This is a genomic window from Oceanisphaera sp., assembly GCF_052084945.1.
GTDB lineage: Bacteria > Pseudomonadota > Gammaproteobacteria > Enterobacterales > Aeromonadaceae > Oceanimonas.
Genome location: NZ_JBQDEX010000063.1, coordinates 1 through 14,664, shown reverse-complemented (window position 1 = coordinate 14,664; position 14,664 = coordinate 1). Strand labels below are relative to the sequence as shown.

Sequence of the window (14,664 nt, the reverse complement as noted above, 5' to 3'; positions counted from 1 at the left end):
CATCGAGTGACTGGAGTTCAGACGTGTGCTCTTCCGATCTCTGTGCCTAACCTGTCTGCGGTATGAAAACGGCCGACCGTGAGCATCACTTTACTGTTGGGCTCTTGCTGTAAATACTGCTCTATACTCTCGGCCATAGTGTCATCCCAAGTGGTTTGTGCGGCAAACTGTCGCTCGCTTGGGGCTTGACCATGGTGGCGGTTGTCCATAAAACGTGCTTTATAAGCATCATCATCAAGGGTTAGCGTCTCGGCCACCCACAGGCGTTCTTGATTGGGCAGGCGAGTTAAATAGTCTGGGCCTTCTTGGCTAATGCAGCGCACTATATTGCGTGGTGCGTTGGCGGCAATCACCTCTATATTCGCCTCTTTAGCAAGGGTGATAAGCGCGCGATAATCACTGCGATAACTGGGCCAGGCTTGACTGTCTTTAATAAAAACATCTTCCCCTAATTCATTGGCTAAATAACGATTCACCACTGCTTGGTTATTGCGGCTAAATTGCTCCATGGCCAGTGCCACCGGCTGTGGCTGACTAAGCAGTTGAGCAAGCAAGTCGGCTTGAAAGCGATGCACTGCTTGGTGCCCGTGTAGCTCTCCCACCATTATAACATCGGCATTAGCCAACTGAGATGCCGCGTTGGCAAGCGATACGGCTTCACCTGTGGGGCTGTGTAGCTGATAGTCAAATAAATGGGTAGCTGAAAAGGGCGTATGTGTGGTGGAAGGTAATGTTTGGCAGCCAGCTAATAATAAGCCTGCCAGTAATATTAATCGTTGCATCAACTAACCTTTATAAAAAACCAATAAAAAATAAGGTATAACGTATTATCATCTGCATTATGGATCCACTACTTAGTGATAAATATGTCTCCTGCTCTTTGGCTTTCTGGCCTGTTTGCCCTGTTTTATTTTAGTTATGGTATTTATCTGCCTTATTGGTCGTTATGGCTCAGTCATGTTGGAGTAGAGGCAGATATTATCGGTTGGCTATTGGGGTTAGGCATGGTGGCCAGATGTGTGGGTAATTTAGCCGTGATGAGCCAATTACGTGGTGCCCACCATTTGCTGCCTGCCATCCGTTTATTAGCTGGAGGCAGTGTACTCATAGTGGCGGGGTTTTATGTGAGTCAGTCGATATGGGCATTAGTCATATTGATGCTTGCTCTTAACCTCATTTACCCAACACTCATGCCGGTTAACGAGGCATTAGCCAGCCGGTTGATCAGACAAGTTCACCTAGATTATGGCAAGGCTCGACTATGGGGATCGCTTGCCTTTATTGTGGCTAATGTGGTGGTGGGCAGCGTGAGTAACCACTGGGGGGCACAGTGGATTTTACATGCCATGTTAATGTCGCTGGCGCTAATGTGGTTAATGAGCTTATCTGCCATGACACCGGCACCCATTGAACAGCGCCACGAACGTCAAGGCTATAGCGTATTAGCGGTATGGCGCCAACCGGAAATGAAGCGCTTTTTAGTCGTGGTGTCTTTATTGCAGGGCAGCCATGCATTTTATTATGGTTTTAGTGCGCTGCATTGGCAAAGCCAGGGCTATGCCACCACCACTATTGGTTACTTATGGGGGTTGGGGGTACTGGCAGAAATTGCTGTTTTGGCTTTGAACAGACGCTGGTTTGAGACCATAAGCGCGCAACGGTTATTGCTGGCAGGGGCGGTGTTTGCATTAATACGATGGGGGCTTTTGGGCGCTACCACAGAGTTTATATGGTTATTCGTGGCGCAACTGCTGCATGCGGGGAGCTTTTGTCTTAGTCACTTAGGTGCCATGCGCTACATGAGTCGTGACTTACAGCCAGAGGCCGTGATTGGGGCGCAAGCCTTATATGGTGCACTGGCATTAGGGTTAATGGTAGCTGTGCTATTGGTGGCCTCAGGCAAGCTATATCCGACTTTAGGCGGACAGACCTTTTGGCTAATGGCGGCGATAATAGTCCCTGCACTGGTGTTGCTACGTCGACCGTTACAGGGAAGCGCAGCCGCGCCCCCAAGCATTAAGCTCTAATCTAGCGGCGGTTGTTGATCTCAGTCGCTATTATTTATCACATTTCAAAGGAGCGCTAAATGCAGGGCTGGACGGTTATTAATATTGCGCTGGCATATTTGGCGATACTTTTTTTATGTGCCTGGCTCGGAGATAGAGTGCGCTTGGGGGCCCGTGTAGAAAAGTTGCGCCCCCTCTTATATAGCTTTTCATTAGCGGTGTATTGCTCGTCTTGGAGCTTTTTTGGCACAGTGGGGCAAGCGAGTACCGACTCTTGGTCTTACTTCTCTATTTATTTAGGCCCTATTATTATGTTTGTGTTTGCCGGCCCGCTGATTGCGCGGCTGATTGATGTGGCAAAGCGCGAACATATCACCTCTATTGCCGACTTTATTGCCGCCCGCTATGGCAAGTCACAGCGCCTAGCCGTGTATGTCACCCTGATTGCCATTGTCGGTATTTTGCCCTATATCGCATTACAACTTAAAGCCATTGTGATGGGGCTTAACTTAATGGCGCCAGATGTAGTGGGAGAAAGTGGGCTTAGTGCCGGTGAAGTTGCTCTTATGGTGACAGTGTTATTTGCGGTGTTTATTTTGTTGTTTGGCACGCGCCACATTGATGCCACCGAACACCAGCGAGGAGTGATGGTCGCCATTTCGCTAGAGTCGGTAGTAAAGCTGGTTGCTTTTATTGTGGTGGGGGGCTTTGCGTTATGGCTTGTTGTGGCTCATCCCAATCAGCAAAGAGTCATGGTCACCGAAGACTTTATTGACAGCTTTATGCACATTACAGGGGCTAACCTGCTGGATATGGGGGTGTATACCCTGTTATCTATGAGTGCCGTTATTTGTTTGCCGCGCCAGTTTCATGTCACTGTGGTAGAAAACCACGGCCCTGCTGATTTACGTTGGGCACGGCGACTTTTTCCCATTTATTTATTGCTGATGGGGCTGTTTGTGCTGCCTTTGGCGTTAGCTGGGCAGCAATGGCTAGGGGCCGATATCTCGCCAGACACCTATGTAATAAGCCTGCCATTAGCTCAAGATAAGCCTGCACTGGCGGTATTAGCCTTTATTGGTGGGGCGTCGGCTGCCACCGGTATGATGATTATTTCTATTATTGCCTTGGCCATAATGGTGAGTAACGACCTAGTGTTGCCGATGATATTACGGCGTCGCCAAGTACAAGGTGCAGACTTTAATGATGTAGCACAGCTGCTACTCACCATCAGGCGCGCCGCCATTATTGTTACCATGGTGATTGCTTGGTTGGTATTTTTGTGGCTGGGTGACATAGAAAGCTTGTCGCGTATTGGTTATTTAAGCTTTGCTGCTATTGCCCAGTTTATACCGGCTTTGGTGTTGGGGTTATATTGGCGAGGAGGCAATCGCCGAGGCGCCTACTGGGGGCTTAGCCTGGGCATGGTGATGTGGCTATTAAACTTGATGGCCGAAACCGGTATGTTTGCCGGTGATCCTGAAACCAACGTGTTGCTGTGGATCTTTACCCCTCCTCAGTGGGGGGCTGTAGGCGATATGAGTTCGGTGACCTGGGGCATTTTGCTGAGTTTATTATTTAACTTAACAGGTTACGTGCTGGGCTCTTGGTTATCGGTATCGACGGTCAGTGAGCGATTACATGCCGCCGCTTTTGTGGGCCGCCAACACAAAGACGGGGGCGATGTCTATCAAGCTAAGGTATCAGTACAAGAGCTAGAGCAACTGGCGGCGCGTTTTGTAGGGGAAAGCAGAGTGAGCCGAGCGTTTGCCCGATATGCTGATGAGCATGGCATGCTAGATGGACACGTTCAGGCTCCGGCTCGTTTAATTCGTCATACCGAGCGAGTATTGGCTGGGGTGTTTGGGGCTTCGTCGGCACGATTAGTCTTAGCCTCCGTATTGCAAGGTCGTAGTATGGAGCTAGATGAACTGGCGACCATTGTTGATGAAGCCGGCGATGTGTTTCGCTTTAACCGAGGCCTGCTGCAGGGGGCAATAGAGCATATTGGGTTGGGTATTTCAATGGTGGATAAGGAACTTAACTTAGTCGCCTGGAACCGGCGCTATATTGAGTTATTTGGCTACCCTAGCGGTCTCATTCAAATTGGTCGCCCCATTGGGGATATTATTCGTTATAACGCCGAGCGAGGCTTGTGTGGTGTCGGTACAGTACAAGAACACATAGACAGGCGTGTCAATCACATGAAGGCGGGAACCGCTCATACCTCCTCACGCACTCGCCCCGACGGTCGGGTAATAGAAATGCAAGGCAACCCTATGCCCGGTGGCGGCTTTGTGATGACTTTTAATGATATCACCACCTTTCGCCAAGCCGAACAGTTACTTAAAGATGCCAATGTCGTATTAGAGACTCGAGTGGCTGAGCGTACCCAAGAGCTGTCAACGGTTAACCAGCAGCTGTTAGCGGCTACTGATGAGGCAGAAAAGCTCAGTGCCTCTAAAAGCCGTTTTTTAGCGGCAGTCAGTCATGATCTAATGCAGCCATTAAATGCCGCTAAGTTATTTGCTTCTTCTTGGTTAGAAACTTCAAGTGATAATGAAAGTAAGCGTTTGGCCGGACACATCGATCGTTCATTAGCAGCGGCCGAAGACTTGATCAGTGATCTGCTGGATATGTCACGATTGGAGTCGGGTAAGCTCACCGCTAAACCTTTTAACTTTGCCCTCGATGAGGTGTTTGATACCTTAAAAGCAGAGTTTGGTGTACTGGCAGAGCAAGCAGGCGGGCGTTTTGATGTGGTGAGCAGTCAGCTTGGCATACACAGTGATCCACGATTATTACGCCGCATTTTACAAAACTTTTTAACCAACGCCATGCGCTATAACCCAGGAGGACGCACCTTACTGGGAGTGCGCCGTTACGGTGACGAGCTGCGCTTGGAGGTATGGGATAACGGCCCTGGTATCGCACCTGACAAGCAACAAACTATTTTTGATGAATTTATGCGACTCGAGCATGGCCAGCGCCATCATCAGCAAGGCTTGGGGCTAGGGTTAGCCATTGCGCAAGGGCTAGCCAGTATGCTGGGGCATCGTTTATCTTTACGATCGGTGGAAGGCCAAGGGTCTGTGTTTAGCGTAACGGTCCCAAAAGCTGAGTTACCAGAAACTGCCAGTTCAGCGCTTGCTGCTTCACCCGAGGTATTGCCGGTGCGTCATCAAGGCAAGCTGGTTGGCATGCGTATTCTGTGTATTGATAATGATCCTGATATTTTAAGTGCCATGTCAGACTTACTCAGTCGCTGGGGGTGTGAAATGCGTATGGCGGTTAACCACCAGCAAGCGCACCAGCATTATGCAGAGGGGTTTATTCCTGATGTTATTTTGTCTGATTACCACTTGGATGAAGGCGAAACAGGGCTTAATGTAGTGGCTGAATTACACCATCAGTTTGGGGTTGTCCCCACCGTTATTATTAGTGCTGACCGCCAGCCCGAGCTACAGGCCCAACTGCAGCAACTTGACTTGAGTTATTTAAGTAAACCGGTTAAACCACTCAAATTACGCGCTTTATTACAACATATAGTGCCTAGTGCGACCTCGAGTGTGTAATGCGTTGGGGGTTGCCTTCAAACTTGGTGCTGCCCTCAAGCAAACAGCCATACGCTTTACGCTGAGCGGGGTACGAATAACTCGTGTTTTCTTTAACGTAAGGCGTACAGCATTAGACATATAGCTTTCTTTGGGGGGGGCTTTAAGCTAGGCGCTGGGTTGCTTTAACCTCAACCCGGTCAGTTATCCTATTTGTGATAGGGCAATCACGGCTTGAGTCCGGTTTTTAACATCGAGCTTGCGAAAAATAGCAGTAACATGCGCTTTAACTGTGGCTTCTGATACCGTGAGTTCAAAGGCGATTTGTTTATTGAGCTTCCCCTCAGACAACATGGTTAATACCTTAAATTGCTGCGGTGTTAAGCTGGCCAATCGCTCGGCAATATTATCTTCTGGAATATCTTTTAAGCTAATGCCGGCAGGAAACCAAGTTTCTCCCTCTAAAATAACATTAAGAGCGGTGACAAGAGTCGGCATAGGTGAAGACTTAGGAATAAAACCCATAGCACCTAGGCGCATGGCTTGCTGTACTACCGCCGTTTCTTCGTTAGCAGACACGATAACGACGGGTAAGTCTGGGTACTGATGGCGCAGTGAAGTGAGTGCCGAAAAGCCGCTGGCGCCTGGCATTTTGAGATCCAGTAATAATAAGTCGATATCGGTCGTTTCACTTAGTAGTTGCATTAGGCTGGTAATACAGTCCACTTCTTGTAAGTCAACGCCATTGACGGCCGTTTGCACGGCTTGATGCATAGCGCTGCGAAACAAGGGGTGGTCATCGGCAATAATAATGCGGTAGCCCGTATCCATGTAAATAGTCATCCTTGTATCGATAAAAGGTATTGATAAGTAGCATCGGTGTGATAACCACAAAAGTAATAAGCATATTACCTTATTATGGTAGAGCCTCAAGCTTAGGCTGAGAAGCAGAGAAACTTATTTTCGTGATCCGGTAAGGGGTTGAGATGAAATTTAAAAAAGTAACCGCCACCCATCTGGCCAGTGCGCTTAGCACAGATGAAGATGCCAGATTATGCAGAGATATTTCTGATAAGGATTGCACTGTTATTAAAGGCAATCGGCGCTTATTGATTTTTGCACAAATTGCCACCGCCCTAGCTGAACTGATGACCAATGCCAAAACCATACTCCCTTGGTTACTACAAGCAGTAGGCGCGCCTGTGTGGATTATTGGTTGGTTAGTCCCCATTCGAGAAAGTGGCTCTATGCTACCGCAAATTATATTAGGCGCCTATGTAAGACGCCTGCCTAAACGAAAAGGCGCTTGGTTATTGGGTGCAGGATTACAGGCGGCTTGTTTAATACTGATGGCCATGGTCGCGCTGGCTTTCTCGGGGTGGTTGGCGGGGCTTTTACTGTTATTGTTGTTGGCCATAATGAGTGTTTCTCGTGGCTTATGCTCTATTGCTGCTAAAGATGTGCTAGGTAAAACGGTGCCTAAGCGTGAGCGAGGCAAAGTCACTGGGGCAGGAGCCAGCTGGGCTGGCGGCATTGGCTTAGTGTTTGGTTTATTACTGAGTCGGTTAAATGATATTCCTCTGTGGGGCTATGGCGCTATTTTATTGGCCGCTGCCGCTATTTGGGGGGTGGGCATTTTATGCTATTGGAGTATTAAAGAAGAAGCCGGTGCAACTGAGGGCGGTGTAGATGGGTGGCGGCATGCGCTCAATAACCTTAAGTTAGTGCGAGAAGATAAATATTTTGCCCGCTTTTTATTAGTACGCACGTTATTGCTGTCTACGGCATTAGTGACGCCTTATTATGTGCTGTTAGCACAACAAGCCGATGCCAGTATGAAAGTGCTTGGGCTATTAGTGATAGCTCAAGGGCTGGCACAGTTTTTAAGCAGTTGGATCTGGGGGCGTATGGCTGATCATTCAGCACGGCGTGTGATGCAATGGGCAGCCAGCATCGCCAGTGGCTTAGGTATTTTGGTGTGGCTGCATTTAGAAGTAGCTCAAGGTACGCCTTGGTTAGGTTACTTTCCGCTGGTTATTTTTGTATTAAGCTTGGCTCATGCCGGTGTTAGGGTTGGGCGAAAAACCTACTTGGTCGACTTAGCAGGAGGCCAACGCCGAACTGATTATGTCGCAGTCAGCAATACCTTAATGGGTATTCTATTGCTGTTAGTGGGGGCGTTAAGTATGTTATTGGCATTATTATCTAACCTTGCCGTTATTTTGGTATTTTCTTTGCTAGGGATGATAGGGGTATGGTTAGCGCAGACCTTACCTAATGTTCAAGCGCAAACAGATGAGGAAAACTAATGTTTAAAAAAATAGTATTAGGGCTTAGTGTCCTCATGGTGGCAGGAACCGCGGGTGCCAAAGACATTGATCATTTACGTGCACAATACAGTGTATTGATGAATGGTGACAAAACTCGAGGGGTGAACACGCTTAAGATTGATCGCAACCATGATCAATATCAGGTGCGATTTTCGCTGGCGCACTGGTTGTTAGATGTGGATCAAAAAGCCAGCTTTAGGTGGAAAGACTGCACTGCAACGCCAGAAAGCTTTAGTTATAAAACCAAGTATTTAGGGACGCGTCATGAAGAGCGCTTAGTGTTTGATAACAATACGCAAATGGTGCTATACCAAGGCAAAGAAGGCGATGCGTTATTACCCACAGCAGAAGGAGCTTTTGATTCGGTAAGCTTCTTTTTTGAAGCACGTTGCGATCTCATGGCCGGAAAAACCAGTTTTACCTATCCTGTGGTACGCGACGACGAAATAAAAGATGTCACTTTTAATGTCGTAGGTGAAGAGGTAATCAACACCGGTATTGGCCGTTTCAATAGCCTGATTGTGCAGCGCGACCGAGGCGGCAGTAAACGTCAAACCCGCTTTTGGGTGGCCCCCGAGCTCGATTATCAACTAGTGCAAATTAGTCATAAAGAAAGCAGCATGCTGTCGGTCACCGTCACGCTCGATACCTTAGATTACAGCTTGGTAGAGTAACCGCCACTACCAATAAGTGCGGTGTGCACAGGTAAACCTCTTAATGATGGAATCAGTATTGTAGTATTATCAATACCCATATTGTGTTGCACAAATACCAAGTAGTGGAGGGGGAGTTTTGATTGTACTGGGTGTGTTGGCGGTAATAATAGTAGCTTGGCAGGTGGATTGGCCAGAGTGGCTGGCTGATAAAACTCGCCATCATTTAAGCTTTGGCTCAGCCATTGCCTTAGTGCCACTGTGGATGCTGCAAGCGGGGGTCAAAGAGGGGCTGGAGCTACATTTTTTAGGCCTAACAACATTGGCATTGATGCTGGGATGGCGAATGGGCTTGCTCATGAGCTCAGTGAGTTTAGTGCTGATCACTTTATTTGGCTTTGAGTCTTGGTCGAGCTTTGGCGTCAATCACCTATTAGGGGTGATCATTCCTATCACCTTCAGCTATTTAGTGTTTGTACTCACTTACAGTTATTTATACCGCCATTTGTTTGTGTATATTTTTGTGGCTGGTTTTTTGAATGCCGCCCTGACTATTGCTTTTAAAACGCTGCTTTTGTCGGGCTTTATGGTGTGGACGGATCAATATAATTGGCAAACAGTACTGGATAACTACCTGAGCGTCTTGCCTTTGTTGTTGCTACCTGAAGCGTTACTTAATGGCATGGCGATTACCGTGCTGGTGGTATTTAAGCCAAACTGGATGCGCACTTATTTAGACCGTGATTATTTAATCAATAAGTAAGGTTAGCCTTCAGGTCGCTTCTCTGGTCTGATAGGCTATATCAAGACCACCTAATTTAATGTGAGAAACAAATGACATTTAAGACTGTGAAAACATTAGCGCCTATGTTGGCATTGGGACTGTTGGCGGCCACACCGGCACAGGCCGCGCTTAGTGAAGCGGATGTTAAAAAGCTGGTACGAGAAACGCTACTAGAACAGCCCGAAATTTTGCGTGAAGCCATTATTAAGCTAGAAGAAAAAGAGCAACTGGCCCAACAAGCTGAGTTTTCTAAGCAACTTAAGCAGCAATCTAAACAGTTATTTGCTAACAAAACTGACGGTATTATGGGTAACCCCAATGGCAAGTTAGAAATGGTATATTTCACCGACTATAACTGTCCTTACTGCCGTCGCATGAATCAAAGTCTGCAAACTCTAATCAAAGATGAACCCGAGCTTAAGGTGATTGTTAAAGACTTAGGCATCTTAGGTCCAGACTCAGTGCAAGCCGCGCGATTAGCACTGGCTGCAGCTCAAGAAGCTCCCCGCCAATATGATGAATTGCACCAGGCATTAATGGGCCAGCAGCGTGTAAAAACCGCCGCGTTGGCGACCATTACTGATAAAGCGGGCTTAGACAGCAAGGCATTATTAAAAATGGCTGACAGTGAGCAAGTGTCAGACAAGTTAAATCAAAACTTAAGCTTATTTAGAAGCTTAGGCCTGAATGGCACGCCTGCATTAGTCTTCCCTGATGGCACTTTAATCCCAGGTGCCGTTGATGTTGCTGGCTTAAAAGATATTCTAAAAAAGCAAAAACCCTAATGGCCCGTGCGTAATAAAAAAAACCGGCTAAGACCGGTTTTTTATTACAGGGGACGGGTATTATATTGAGTGCTGAGTGCTGAGTGCTGAGTGCTGAGTGCTGAGTGCTGAGTGCTGAGTGCTGAGTGCTGAGTAAAAGCCATGGATTGCCACGCTGCGCTCGCAATGACCAATAGTTCGTCATTGCGAGGAGTGAAACGACGCGGCAATCCATTCAACAGACAGTGGTAAGCTAAAAACTTAAAGCCGGAAGAAAAAAGATAGCGCCCGGCGCTCGCAATGACTCAAGTTTTTGGAGCTTCCAGCTTCAAGCATCCGGCTTTCTTTTCGCTTGTTGTAGCTTTTCATAAGTGGCGAGCAAGGCTTGGTGAGCCGGAAAATCAGCCAAGCTTTCATCGGCGCGGGTTAAACCATAAAAGCGGGTCTTGCCTTCAATGTTTGCCCATACTTGCTCGACCGTTGCTGCACTAAACATGCTGCTAAACGCGGCTTGATACTGAGCAGGGTCTCGACCTTCACTTAAAAACAGCTCAAGAGCGGCTTTTAAGCAGCGATAATAACGATGACGCTCATCGCTAAATACCGAGGCATTAAAGCTTAAAGTCCAATCTGCGTACTCCAGTGCGACCTCAAGCTCATTAGCGGCTAACGCCAGCATACATTTTAGCTCACCAATACGCAGCGTATGCCAAGCAGTCCCTTTACTTGAGGCAATACCAATCAGCTCGCGCACGCGGGTAAAGTCATCAAAGCCTTCTTCTTCTAACTGTTCATATAAGGCCATTAGCTGCTCGGCATTAGCATCCGACTCTGGCAGGCTTAATAAAGTGGCACGCAGGTGTGCCCCCATGTTGTTATTGGCCATGGTCAAGTCATCTACCGGATAAATATCTGACATGCCTGGCGCTAAAATACGACAAGCATATACGCCTAAGTGCTCGTAATCGGCAATATAAACTGGCTGTTCTAGCTTATTAAAAATGGCTAACAGGTGAGAGAATTCTTGCTCTGAACTGCCGCTAAAATCCCAATCGACAAACTCAAAGTCGGCAGTGTCTTGAAATAAATCCCAGCTGATAAGACCCGATGAATCAATAAAGTGGGTTTCAAGGTTATGATGGTCAGCCACCTCGTCGTCGGCAAACGAAGGCGGCACAAATACATCCAGCTCTTTTAAACTACGACCTTGCAATAGCTCAGTGACGGTGCGCTCTAATGCCACCTCAAAACGTGGGTGGGCGCCAAAAGAGGCAAAACAAGTGCTGTTTTCTGGGTTAAATAACACCACACAAATAACCGGATATTCACCGCCTAATGAGGCTTCAAAAGCATGAATAGGAAAACCTTCTGCCTCTAATGCCGCAATGGGTGCTTGAATGTGCGGGTAGCGCGCCATCACTTCAGCTGGGATCTTCGGCAGGCTAATGCGTTCGCTAATAATGCGATTTTTAATACTGCGCTCAAAAACTTCCGATAACCCCTGAGTTCGGGCTTCGGTACGGGTGTTACCTGCACTCATGCCATTAGACACGTATAAATTACCGACGATGTTCATCGGAAGATAAACGGTAGCTAAATCGCTTTGGCGCTCAAAGGGGAGGGCACAAATACCACGGTCTTCATTTCCCGATTGTAAGTCGATCAGCATATCGGCGGTCAACTCATCATCAGGGTTGTAAAAGTTGCGAGTATAGTCATCCAGCATTCCCGTAGGTAGGCTGTTATCGGCCGGTAGCGCAAACCATTGCTCATTGGGGTAATGCACAAAGTCGCCTTTGGCAATCTCTTGGCCTAAGTAAAAATCGGCAAAAAAATAGTTAGTGGCTAATCGCTCAAAGTATTCACCCAAGGCCGAGGCTAAAGCGGCTTTTTTACTGGCACCTTTACCATTGGTAAAACATAAACCACAGCTTTTATCGCGGATATGCACCGACCACACATTAGCAACTGGGTTTAGCCAAGACGCTTCCTCAATATCAAAGCCAAGCTTGACGAGCTGTTGCTGAAAGTAGCTAATAGAGTCTTCCAGCGCAGCGTCTTTGCTAGGAATGAATGTTTTCATGAGGTGGCCTCGGGTATGAGCAAAAAGGAGGCAGATCCTAACCCGAGGCGATTTTGTGAACAAGTTTTGTTTAATATAAAATGTCCCCAATCCCCAATCCCCAATCCCTAATCTCCATTTTCTTATGCAATTTTAAGCTGGCTTAGCTCTTGTCGCCATTGTTCAGATAAATGTTCAGCTTGGTGCACTAGTGTTAAGAGCGCTTGTTCTTGTCCTGAACCTTGGTGGCGCAGAGCAATAGCTTGGCTAAATTTTTGCTCTATTTGTTGTTGATATAGTGCTAGTTCTGCGGTCTCAGCAGTGTGCTCTTGCTGCGCTAGCCATTGCCCTAAGCGACCCTGAGTGTGCAAGTGTTCAAGTTTGTGTAAAGAGTCAGCATCGTGAGGGGTTTCTAGTAAGTGATAAATAACTTGTTTGTGCACTAGGTGCTCAACCTTAAACAGTGACTCTTGGCTTACTTGGCGAGCTTGTTTTACTAACTCTTGAGTATGAGATGCCGCATTGCTAGTGGTGACCATGACCTCGGCAACATGCGCTATGGCACTCTCTGCTTGGCGTGTTTGCAACGCCGTTTGCTCTTGGCGCTCGGTAAGCTCTTGCATGCTAGCTTCAAAAGCCCCTAAGTGCTCGGCAATACCAGTAGCTGTGGCTTGAGTACGTTGCGATAGTGCACGCACTTCATTAGCGACCACACTAAAGCCTCGGCCGTGTTCACCGGCGCGGGCGGCTTCTATACTTGCATTCAACGCGAGTAAGTTAGTTTGTTCGGTAATATCACGGATCATGGCCAGCGCCTTAACAATATGTTGACGATGCTGCTCTAACTGCTCTGTGGTGTGCCCCATATCTTGCATATATTGCCCAATTTGGCGGCTGGCTTGGTTAATTTCTGTTATTTGTTCATGGGCACTTTGTGCACTACTGGCACTGTGTTCTGACAGTTGAGCAACCTCATTCATCAGCTTATCAATCTGACTCATGTCATGCTCTGTAACACTTAAGTCTTGCTGTAAATGACGCGAGTTACTGTGATGTAATTGACCAACTAACTGGTTTTCACTAGTCAACTGTTGAACTTTAGCCATTTCTAACATAGCTTCATTAATTTTATATAATGATTGTTTAAAATCCCCCGGCATACCTACTGTCATCGCATAGCGAGAAAAGTCCCCTTTGGCTGCATGCTGAAAACATGCAGAAACCTCTTTAAAGTAGACTTCAATAATGTCTAATAGGTCATTTAACGCCCATGCTGACTTACCGACTTCACCTTTATTGCGGGTATGGCTCATGCGTTGGTAAATATGCCCAGTTGCTGCATTGCTCAGTTGTTGACATATTTTTTCTTGAATTTGTACAGCAGATTTTGCTGCGCGTACAGCTAACGTACTGAGCAAAACAGCTGAAATAAGACTAATCACTAAAAATAAAATAAAATGCTGAGGATAAAAGTGCGCAAGCACCAACTGTAATAGCATTAAGCCTAATAACACAACACAAAAAATAACAAATTGTGAGTATAAAAAGGGCGCTTTAGATAGTTTATTGCGCTTGTTATGTTCGCTGTTATTTAACATTTTTCGCATCCAAGCTGTGACGATAAAGATCGGTAACCCAATGGGTATAGCTTTGTTCTTTATTCTCTAGGTAGTCCATTAGTGCTTGGTAAGAAGTATGGGTATCAGTGCGTCTATCTTGCCCTGATTCATGGCGTTTAAGTTGTTGATAAAGAGGCTCTATGACATCAATAGCGGAGCTTGGCATATAACGGCGTACCGAGAAAAACCCGTTTTTATTGCCGTCTAGGCCAAAAGAGGGAGTAATATTGGCATATACCCAATAATAATCGCCATTAGCAGTCCCGTTTTTAACGAAGCCAAAAAACTCTTTGTTTTCTTTTAGCGTTTTCCACAGTAGTTTGAAAATGCCTCTGGGCATATCAGGATGGCGAATAATATTGTGTTGCTGGCCAATAAGCTGGGGTTCTGCATAATCGGATACCAACATAAAGGTACGATTCGCATAGGTGATTTTTCCGGTTAAATCAGTTTTGGTAACAATTAATTGATCTTTGGGCCAGTTAATACGCCGGCCTACTGTGGTTGCTATATCACTGTGCATATATCGCTCTTACTGTGATGAGTTTATTGTCACCTAGACTGATTATTCTGTAGTAAGCGGTAAGTGACAAAAAACAAAAGTCCATTTAATAGACAATGACTGTATAGCAAGCAGCAGCGATAAAAAATGATCAAGAACAAGTTTAGCGGTTATTGTTCACATTATTGACGGGCTGGACGCGTGTGGATTTTTTATCTTTCGCCAAGCTTAGTTAGTGTGCGTTATTAATGACACGCTGCATCTTTTATTATAAAGGAAATAACCAAGGCACTAATAATACGGTCACCGCCATCACTACTATCGCAAACGGAACGCTGAGGAATCCCCACATGATTTCTTTTTAAAACAGGGAGTTAAGAGGTGACGCGC

The 14,664-nt window shown here is 46.6% G+C and carries 10 protein-coding genes and 1 pseudogene; 6 read left to right on the top strand and 5 right to left on the bottom strand.

The features are described 5' to 3' along the window. Window positions 1-17 precede the first annotated feature (17 nt). Window positions 18-782 carry a ChaN family lipoprotein gene (locus ACTHY5_RS07340; protein WP_441878244.1) on the bottom strand — a complete coding sequence of 255 codons (765 nt, stop codon included), beginning with the start codon at window positions 780-782 and terminating at the stop codon, window positions 18-20. Window positions 783-866: 84 nt separating this feature from the next. On the opposite strand from ACTHY5_RS07340, the gene ACTHY5_RS07335 reads away from it, so the two are divergent. After that, complete coding sequence (locus ACTHY5_RS07335) at window positions 867-2,027, top strand: 3-phenylpropionate MFS transporter (RefSeq protein ID WP_441878242.1); 1,161 nt, start codon at window positions 867-869, stop codon at window positions 2,025-2,027. A gap of 59 nt (window positions 2,028-2,086) precedes the next feature. Further along, the gene (locus tag ACTHY5_RS07330) at window positions 2,087-5,581 is read left to right on the top strand and encodes a hybrid sensor histidine kinase/response regulator (RefSeq protein ID WP_441878240.1); all 3,495 of its coding nucleotides are present in this window, start codon (window positions 2,087-2,089) and stop codon (window positions 5,579-5,581) included. A 183-nt stretch (window positions 5,582-5,764) separates the two neighbouring features. Here the strand turns inward: ACTHY5_RS07330 and ACTHY5_RS07325 are convergent, their stop codons facing one another. Beyond that, entirely contained in the window at window positions 5,765-6,391 is a 627-nt protein-coding gene (locus tag ACTHY5_RS07325; RefSeq protein ID WP_441878238.1) for a response regulator, read from the bottom strand. Between the two features lie 155 nt (window positions 6,392-6,546). Here ACTHY5_RS07325 and ACTHY5_RS07320 point away from each other — a divergent pair, with 155 nt between their 5' ends. From ACTHY5_RS07320 to ACTHY5_RS07305, 4 genes are all read left to right on the top strand, one after another. Beyond that, window positions 6,547-7,869: an MFS transporter gene (locus ACTHY5_RS07320; protein ID WP_441878236.1), complete on the top strand. Its 1,323-nt coding sequence runs from the start codon at window positions 6,547-6,549 to the stop codon at window positions 7,867-7,869. Continuing rightward, window positions 7,869-8,564, top strand: coding sequence for a DUF3108 domain-containing protein (locus ACTHY5_RS07315; RefSeq protein WP_441878234.1), 696 nt, complete (start codon window positions 7,869-7,871; stop codon window positions 8,562-8,564). The genes ACTHY5_RS07320 and ACTHY5_RS07315 overlap by 1 nt, the downstream gene beginning before the upstream one ends. A 118-nt stretch (window positions 8,565-8,682) precedes the next feature. After that, entirely contained in the window at window positions 8,683-9,306 is a 624-nt protein-coding gene (locus ACTHY5_RS07310) for an energy-coupling factor ABC transporter permease (protein ID WP_441878233.1), read from the top strand. 71 nt (window positions 9,307-9,377) lie between these two features. After that, a complete protein-coding gene (locus ACTHY5_RS07305; protein ID WP_441878231.1) occupies window positions 9,378-10,112 on the top strand; it encodes a DsbA family protein in 735 nt (244 codons plus the stop codon). A gap of 307 nt (window positions 10,113-10,419) precedes the next feature. Here the strand turns inward: ACTHY5_RS07305 and ycaO are convergent, their stop codons facing one another. The 3 genes and pseudogenes from ycaO to ACTHY5_RS07290 form a co-directional block, all read right to left on the bottom strand. After that, a complete protein-coding gene (gene ycaO, locus ACTHY5_RS07300) occupies window positions 10,420-12,174 on the bottom strand; it encodes a 30S ribosomal protein S12 methylthiotransferase accessory factor YcaO (RefSeq protein WP_441878229.1) in 1,755 nt (584 codons plus the stop codon). Window positions 12,175-12,680: 506 nt separating this feature from the next. After that, window positions 12,681-12,983: pseudogene (locus tag ACTHY5_RS07295) on the bottom strand (methyl-accepting chemotaxis protein); the annotation flags it as partial. 757 nt (window positions 12,984-13,740) lie between these two features. After that, window positions 13,741-14,295 carry a PAS domain-containing protein gene (locus tag ACTHY5_RS07290; RefSeq protein WP_441878227.1) on the bottom strand — a complete coding sequence of 185 codons (555 nt, stop codon included), beginning with the start codon at window positions 14,293-14,295 and terminating at the stop codon, window positions 13,741-13,743. Window positions 14,296-14,664: the final 369 nt, after the last annotated feature.

Bases quoted from the DNA above. Each gene is read 5' to 3' on its own strand.
- ACTHY5_RS07340 (WP_441878244.1), bottom strand. From the start codon at position 782: ATGCAACGATTAATATTACTGGCAGGCTTATTATTAGCTGGCTGCCAA.
- ACTHY5_RS07335 (WP_441878242.1), top strand. From the start codon at position 867: ATGTCTCCTGCTCTTTGGCTTTCTGGCCTGTTTGCCCTGTTTTATTTT.
- ACTHY5_RS07330 (WP_441878240.1), top strand. From the start codon at position 2,087: ATGCAGGGCTGGACGGTTATTAATATTGCGCTGGCATATTTGGCGATA.
- ACTHY5_RS07325 (WP_441878238.1), bottom strand. From the start codon at position 6,391: ATGGATACGGGCTACCGCATTATTATTGCCGATGACCACCCCTTGTTT.
- ACTHY5_RS07320 (WP_441878236.1), top strand. From the start codon at position 6,547: ATGAAATTTAAAAAAGTAACCGCCACCCATCTGGCCAGTGCGCTTAGC.
- ACTHY5_RS07315 (WP_441878234.1), top strand. From the start codon at position 7,869: ATGTTTAAAAAAATAGTATTAGGGCTTAGTGTCCTCATGGTGGCAGGA.
- ACTHY5_RS07305 (WP_441878231.1), top strand. From the start codon at position 9,378: ATGACATTTAAGACTGTGAAAACATTAGCGCCTATGTTGGCATTGGGA.
- ycaO (WP_441878229.1), bottom strand. From the start codon at position 12,174: ATGAAAACATTCATTCCTAGCAAAGACGCTGCGCTGGAAGACTCTATT.
- ACTHY5_RS07290 (WP_441878227.1), bottom strand. From the start codon at position 14,295: ATGCACAGTGATATAGCAACCACAGTAGGCCGGCGTATTAACTGGCCC.